This is a genomic window from Arthrobacter sp. 2YAF22_2 (assembly GCF_052114645.1).
Classification (GTDB): domain Bacteria; phylum Actinomycetota; class Actinomycetes; order Actinomycetales; family Micrococcaceae; genus Arthrobacter.
Genome location: NZ_JBFRFD010000207.1, coordinates 1 through 5885, shown reverse-complemented (window position 1 = coordinate 5885; position 5885 = coordinate 1). Strand labels below are relative to the sequence as shown.

The window sequence follows — 5885 nt, the reverse complement described above, 5'->3', positions numbered from 1 at the left end:
GCTCCGCAACTGCCCTTATGGCGTGTCTAAAGGGCCGTTGTGGAGCAATCGATGGAACGACGACGGCGGGGCCGCCTCTGGGAGGTGGGCCCGCCGTCATTTCCTGCAGGTAAGTCGGTGGGGACTCAGATGTTGAAGCCGAGGGCCCGCATCTGGTCGCGGCCGTCTTCGGTGATCCGCTCCGGACCCCACGGCGGCATCCACACCCAGTTCAGGCGCCAGTCGTCCACGATGCCGTCCAGGGCCTTGCCCACCTGCTCCTCGATCACGTCAGTGAGCGGGCAGGCGGCGGTGGTGAGCGTCATGTCGATCAGCAGGGCGCCGTCGTCGTCCGAGTACTTCAGGCCGTAGAGCAGGCCAAGGTCAACGATGTTCACACCCAGTTCCGGGTCGATCACATCCTTGAGTGCCTCTTCGACGTCTTCGAGGCCCGTCCGGGCCATATTGATTTCGGTCATGGCGTAGTCCTTACTAGGCCTGTGCTGCGGCGTCGGCGGCAGCGATGGTGGCCGCCCCTGCGCCGGTGGCGTAGCGGTCGTAACCTTCTTCTTCGAGGCGGTCGGCGAGTTCCGGGCCGCCCTCTTCGACAACCTGGCCGTCAACGAACACGTGCACGAATTCCGGCTGGATGTAGCGCAGGATCCGGGTGTAGTGGGTGATCAGCAGGGTGCCCATGTTGCCCTCGGCGTGGGCGCGGTTCACGCCTTCGGAGACAACCTTCAGCGCGTCGACGTCGAGGCCGGAGTCGGTCTCGTCGAGGATGGCGAACTTCGGCTTGAAGAGCTCCAGCTGGAGGATTTCGACGCGCTTCTTCTCGCCGCCGGAGAAGCCCTCGTTGACGTTGCGCTGGGTGAAGTCGGCGTCGATGCGCAGCTTCTCCATGGCGGCCTTGACGTCTTTGGTCCAGGTGCGGAGCTTCGGGGCTTCACCGTCGATCGCGGTCTTGGCGGTGCGCAGGAAGTTGGTCATGCTCACGCCGGGCACCTCCACCGGGTACTGCATGGCCAGGAACAGGCCGGCACGGGCGCGCTGGTCGACCGTCATCGCGAGGACATCTTCGCCGTCGAGCGTGATGGAGCCGCTCGTGACGTTGTAGCGCGGGTGGCCGGCGATCGTGGAGGCCAGGGTGGACTTCCCGGAGCCGTTGGGACCCATGATGGCGTGCGTCTCGCCGGTCTTGATGGTCAGGCTGACGCCCTTCAGGATTTCCTTGGTGCCCTGCTCGGTGTCAATGCTGACGTGCAGGTCCTTGATCTCAAGAGTAGACATGTGTCTTGTTCTCCTCTGCACCGTGCCTCTCGGCGGCGGTGCGGTTCTCGACGATAAGTTTTGGTGGAGCTGGTTGCCGGCCGGGCGGGAGGGACATCCCTCCCGCGGTCAGCTGAAGTTTGGTGCCTCGGCGCCGTTCAGGATGGTGCTGACGTCCACGTAAACGTCGCCGTCCTGGATGGTCACGGCGAACACGGGTACCGGGTCGTAGGCGGGCAGCTGGAGCGGTTGGCCGCTGCGGAGGTCGAACTGGGAGCCGTGGCCCCAGCATTCGATCTTGCAGTCTTCCACTTCGCCCTCTGAGAGGGAGATGTCCGCGTGCGAGCAGGTGTCGCCGATGGCGTGGATCTCCCCCATCGAATCCTTCACGATCGCTACGGGGTAGTCGTCGATCAGGATACGCAGCGCCTGCTTGAGTTGGATCTCGCTGGCGCTGCACACCAGTTCGCCCTTCGGCTGTTCCGTCATGTTCGTTGTCCGTGTTCTCTCGTGCCGTGTTTTCTGGTGCTGCGCACTAGTTGTCTGTGGCGGCGAGCTCGCGCTCGACGGCGGCCGTGAGGCGTTCCTCGATGGCGGGAACCTTGATTTGCTGGATGATCTCGTTCAGGAAGCCGCGGACCACCAGACGGCGGGCCACCTTTTCCGGAATGCCGCGGGCCATCAGGTAGAACAGGTGCTCGTCGTCGAAACGGCCGGTGGCGCTGGCGTGGCCGGCGCCGGCGATCAGGCCGGTTTCGATCTCCAGGTTGGGCACGGAGTCCGCGCGGGCGCCGTCGGTGAGGACCAGGTTGCGGTTGGCCTCGTAGGTGTCGGTGCCTTCTGCTTCCTTGCGGATCAGGACGTCGCCGACCCAGACGGTGTGCGCGTCGCGGCCCTGAAGGGCGCCCTTGTACAGCACGTTGGACTTGCAGTTGGCGACCGCGTGGTCCACGAACAGGCGCTGCTCGAGGTGCTGGCCGGCGTCGGCGAAGTACAGGCCGAACAGTTCCGCTTCCGCGCCGGGCTCGGTGAAGCGGGCCGACGGGGTGACCCGGACCAGGTTCCCGCCGAGGCTGACGACGATGTGCTTGAACTTGGCGTCGCGGCCAAGTTTCGCCTGCTGGGAGGAGGCGTGCACGGCGTCGTCGTTCCACTCCTGGAGCGAGATGACGGTGAGCTGCGCACCGTCCTCGACGAGGATCTCGATGTTTTCCGAGACGACGGCGCTGCCCTGGTGATCCAGCACGACGACGGCCTTGGAGAACTTCTCCGCGACAATCACGACGTGCTGCGCGGAAGCGTCGGTGCCCCGGCCGGTCAGCAGGACGCTGACTTCGCCGTCCACCTGGACCTCTGCCGGGACCGTAATGACGGTGGCCTCGGTGAAGTTCTCCCACGCATTGGCGGAAACCCGGTCCTCGGGGATGGCCGCCGAACCGATGCGGGCGTCGTCGCGGTCTACGGTTTCGATCCGGACGCTGTCCGGGGCGGTGATGGCCACGGACGGCGCGGCACCGGTGAGGACCTCGGTGTGCAGGCCCCGGAGTCGCTTGAGCGGTGTGAACCGCCAGTCTTCCTCCATGCCGGTCAGCGGCTTGAAATCCGCCAGCTTGTACGAGGTCAGGCGGCCGGCGCGCGAGCTGTCCGGGATGCCGACGCCGCCGCCGTGCGAGTGCGCCTTGACGGCGTCGCCGGCCAGCGGGGACTTGGACGCCGCGGCGTTCAGCGGTGACAGGCTTTCGCCTTCCTCGGTGAAACCGTTGATGAACGGCTGGGCCGAGGGCGCGCCGATGCGGGCCTTTTCAGTAGTGATGTCAGTCATTAACCGACCGATCCTTCCATCTGCAGTTCAATCAGTCGGTTCAGCTCGAGGGCGTATTCCATCGGCAGCTCGCGGGCAATCGGCTCGATGAAGCCGCGGACGATCATCGCCATGGCCTCGTCTTCGCGCATGCCGCGGGACATCAGGTAGAAGAGCTGCTCTTCGCTGACSCGSGARACCGTGGCCTCGTGGCCCATCGTGACGTCGTCCTCGCGGATGTCGATGTACGGGTACGTGTCCGAGCGGCTGATGGTGTCCACCAGCAGCGCATCACAGCGGACCGTGTTGGCCGAGTGCTTGGCGCCTTCCCGGACCTGGACCAGGCCGCGGTAGGCGGCGCGGCCGCCGCCGCGGGCCACGGACTTGGAGATGATCGAGCTCTTCGTGTTCGGCGCGATGTGGACCATCTTGGAGCCGGTGTCCTGGTGCTGGCCCTCGCCGGCGAACGCGATCGAGAGGGTCTCGCCCTTGGCCCCGTCCCCGACGAGGTAGACGGCCGGGTACTTCATGGTGACCTTGGAACCGATGTTGCCGTCGATCCACTCCATGGTGGCGCCTTCAGCGCAGACCGCGCGCTTGGTCACCAGGTTGTACACGTTGGTGGACCAGTTCTGGATGGTCGTGTAGCGGACGCGGGCGCCCTTCTTCACGATGATTTCCACGACGGCGGAGTGCAGCGAGTCCGAGGTGTAGATCGGCGCGGTGCAGCCCTCGATGTAGTGGACGTAGGAATCTTCGTCCGCGATGATCAGGGTGCGCTCGAACTGGCCCATGTTTTCCGTGTTGATGCGGAAGTAGGCCTGCAGCGGGATGTCCACGTGGACGCCCTTGGGCACGTAAACGAACGAACCGCCGGACCAGACCGCGGTGTTCAGCGACGCGAACTTGTTGTCGCCCACCGGGATGATGGTGCCGAAGTACTCCTGGAAGATCTCCGGGTGCTCACGCAGCGCGGTGTCGGTGTCCAGGAAGATGACGCCCTGGGCCTCCAGGTCCTCGCGGATCTGGTGGTAGACCACCTCGGACTCGTACTGGGCGGCGACGCCGGAGACGAGGCGGCTGCGCTCCGCTTCCGGGATGCCCAGCTTTTCGTAGGTGTTCCGGATGTCCTCGGGCAGGTCCTCCCAGGTGGCGGCCTGCTTCTCGGTGGAACGTACGAAGTACTTGATGTTGTCGAAGTCGATGCCGGACAGGTCCGCGCCCCAGGTGGGCATGGGCTTGCGGTCGAAGTACTTCAGACCCTTCAGGCGCAGGTCCAGCATCCACTCCGGCTCGTTCTTCTTGGCCGAGATGTCACGGACAACGTCCTCGTTGATGCCACGGCGTGCGTTGGCGCCGACGTCGTTCTTGTCGGCCCAGCCGTACTCGTAGGTGCCGATTCCGTGCAGCTCAGGATTCTTTTCCAGAATCTCCGAAATCACAGTGGATTCAGCAACCTTCTTCTCTGATAGTTGGTCCGTCATCACGGCCTTTCTTGCAGATGGTTGGATACTTCGTCCGGGTGGCCCGGCTCCGAGGGGCTGGAAGCCCCGACGGCGGCCGGACGGCCCGTAGGTATGTGGGTGGTGCAGACGTGACCGCCGCGCGCCAGGGTGGAAAGCCGGCGCACGTCGACGCCGACCAGCCGGGAGAACACTTCGGTCTCCACGTCGCAGAACACCGGGAACTGCGCGGCGAGCTGTTGGATGGGGCAGTGGCCCTGGCAGAGCTGCACGCTGGAGAGTGCGGCAGGAAGCGGCGCCTTGGCCTCGATCGACTGTGCCGAGGCGACGAACCCGTCTCGGCTCAGGGCTTCGGAGAGCACGCGGGCGCGGGCGGTGATGTCACTGCCCGCCTCCTCGATTTCCGGCGCGTAGCGTCGTTCCATCTCGCCAAAGCGTTCGACGGCGAACTCCCGTACCGCTTCAGCGCCGGCCATTTCGCCGAGCCGCCGGAGCGCGGAGCTCGCGATGTCGAGGTAGTCGTTGCCGAGCGTGGACTGCCCCCGCGAGCTGAGGACGTAGCGGCGGGCCGGCCTGCCTGCGCCGGCGCCGGCACGGGCGGCCCGTTTGATCTCGATCACGCCGTGGCGTGAGAGGTGGTCCAGGTGGCGGCGGACGGCGGCAGGCGTGAAGCCCAGCAGCTCGCCGAGCTCCGCGGCGCTGATGGGTCCGTGTTCCAGCACCGCGCTCAGGACGCGGTCCCGGGTGCGTTCCTCGGCGGCGGCCGTGTTCGCGGCGCTCACCGAAGGGCGTGCGGCAGGAACTGCCGCGCCCGCGGCAGGCTCGACTGACTCCGCGCACACGTCAGGCGCGGCAGAAGTGGTTGGGCTCATGGAATACACAACACAATCATGTCGTAATTTACTCCCGCTAGCCAGTAAGGCATGGCTTTCCTGTACCCGGCCCCGGAAAGTTCGGCAGCTACTACGTCGCGTAGAATGCTTTGGTGCGATCTCCCGAATCCCCCGCCCTGACAATCAGCGGGCTCGTCAAGGATGTTGGTCCCGTGCCCAGCCTCGACGGCAAAATGCTGCGGGTGGTCAGCGGACTGTCCCTCGTAGCCGAGCGGGGACAGGTCACTGCGCTGCTGGGTGCCAACGGCGCGGGCAAGACCACCACAATCGAATGCGCGCAGGGCCTGCAGAAACGCACCCACGGCAGCATCAGCCTGCTGGGCCGGGATCCGGACACGGCCGGGGCGGAGCTGCGCGCCCGCGTCGGCGTCATGCTCCAGGACGGCGGCCTGCCGCCGTCGGCGCGCCCCATCCCCCTGCTCCGGCACGTCGCCGGCATGTACCAGGACCCGTGGCCGGTGGACGACCTTGTCCGGCGCC

The 5885-nt window shown here is 66.0% G+C and carries 7 protein-coding genes; 1 reads left to right on the top strand and 6 read right to left on the bottom strand.

Features of this window, described 5'->3' with window-relative positions; genetic code table 11:
• Positions 1 to 125: 125 nt before the first annotated feature.
• The 6 genes from AB4Y86_RS10075 to AB4Y86_RS10050 form a co-directional block, all read right to left on the bottom strand.
• Positions 126 to 458: a metal-sulfur cluster assembly factor gene (locus AB4Y86_RS10075; protein WP_138769377.1), complete on the bottom strand. Its 333-nt coding sequence runs from the start codon at positions 456 to 458 to the stop codon at positions 126 to 128.
• Between the two features lie 13 nt (positions 459 to 471).
• On the bottom strand, positions 472 to 1269 hold the full coding sequence (gene sufC, locus AB4Y86_RS10070; RefSeq protein WP_441402100.1) for a Fe-S cluster assembly ATPase SufC: 798 nt from the start codon (positions 1267 to 1269) through the stop codon (positions 472 to 474).
• A 108-nt stretch (positions 1270 to 1377) separates the two neighbouring features.
• On the bottom strand, positions 1378 to 1737 hold the full coding sequence (locus AB4Y86_RS10065) for a non-heme iron oxygenase ferredoxin subunit (protein ID WP_441402099.1): 360 nt from the start codon (positions 1735 to 1737) through the stop codon (positions 1378 to 1380).
• A 46-nt stretch (positions 1738 to 1783) separates the two neighbouring features.
• Positions 1784 to 3070 carry a Fe-S cluster assembly protein SufD gene (gene sufD, locus AB4Y86_RS10060; protein ID WP_441402098.1) on the bottom strand — a complete coding sequence of 429 codons (1287 nt, stop codon included), beginning with the start codon at positions 3068 to 3070 and terminating at the stop codon, positions 1784 to 1786.
• Complete coding sequence (gene sufB, locus AB4Y86_RS10055) at positions 3070 to 4533, bottom strand: Fe-S cluster assembly protein SufB (RefSeq protein WP_441402097.1); 1464 nt, start codon at positions 4531 to 4533, stop codon at positions 3070 to 3072. The genes sufD and sufB overlap by 1 nt, the downstream gene beginning before the upstream one ends.
• Positions 4533 to 5393, bottom strand: coding sequence for a helix-turn-helix transcriptional regulator (locus tag AB4Y86_RS10050; protein ID WP_441402096.1), 861 nt, complete (start codon positions 5391 to 5393; stop codon positions 4533 to 4535). Before AB4Y86_RS10050 ends, sufB begins: the two co-directional genes overlap by 1 nt.
• 104 nt (positions 5394 to 5497) lie before the next feature.
• Here AB4Y86_RS10050 and AB4Y86_RS10045 point away from each other — a divergent pair.
• Positions 5498 to 5885: ATP-binding cassette domain-containing protein (locus AB4Y86_RS10045; RefSeq protein ID WP_441402095.1), on the top strand; the 388-nt coding region annotated here is incomplete at its 3' end.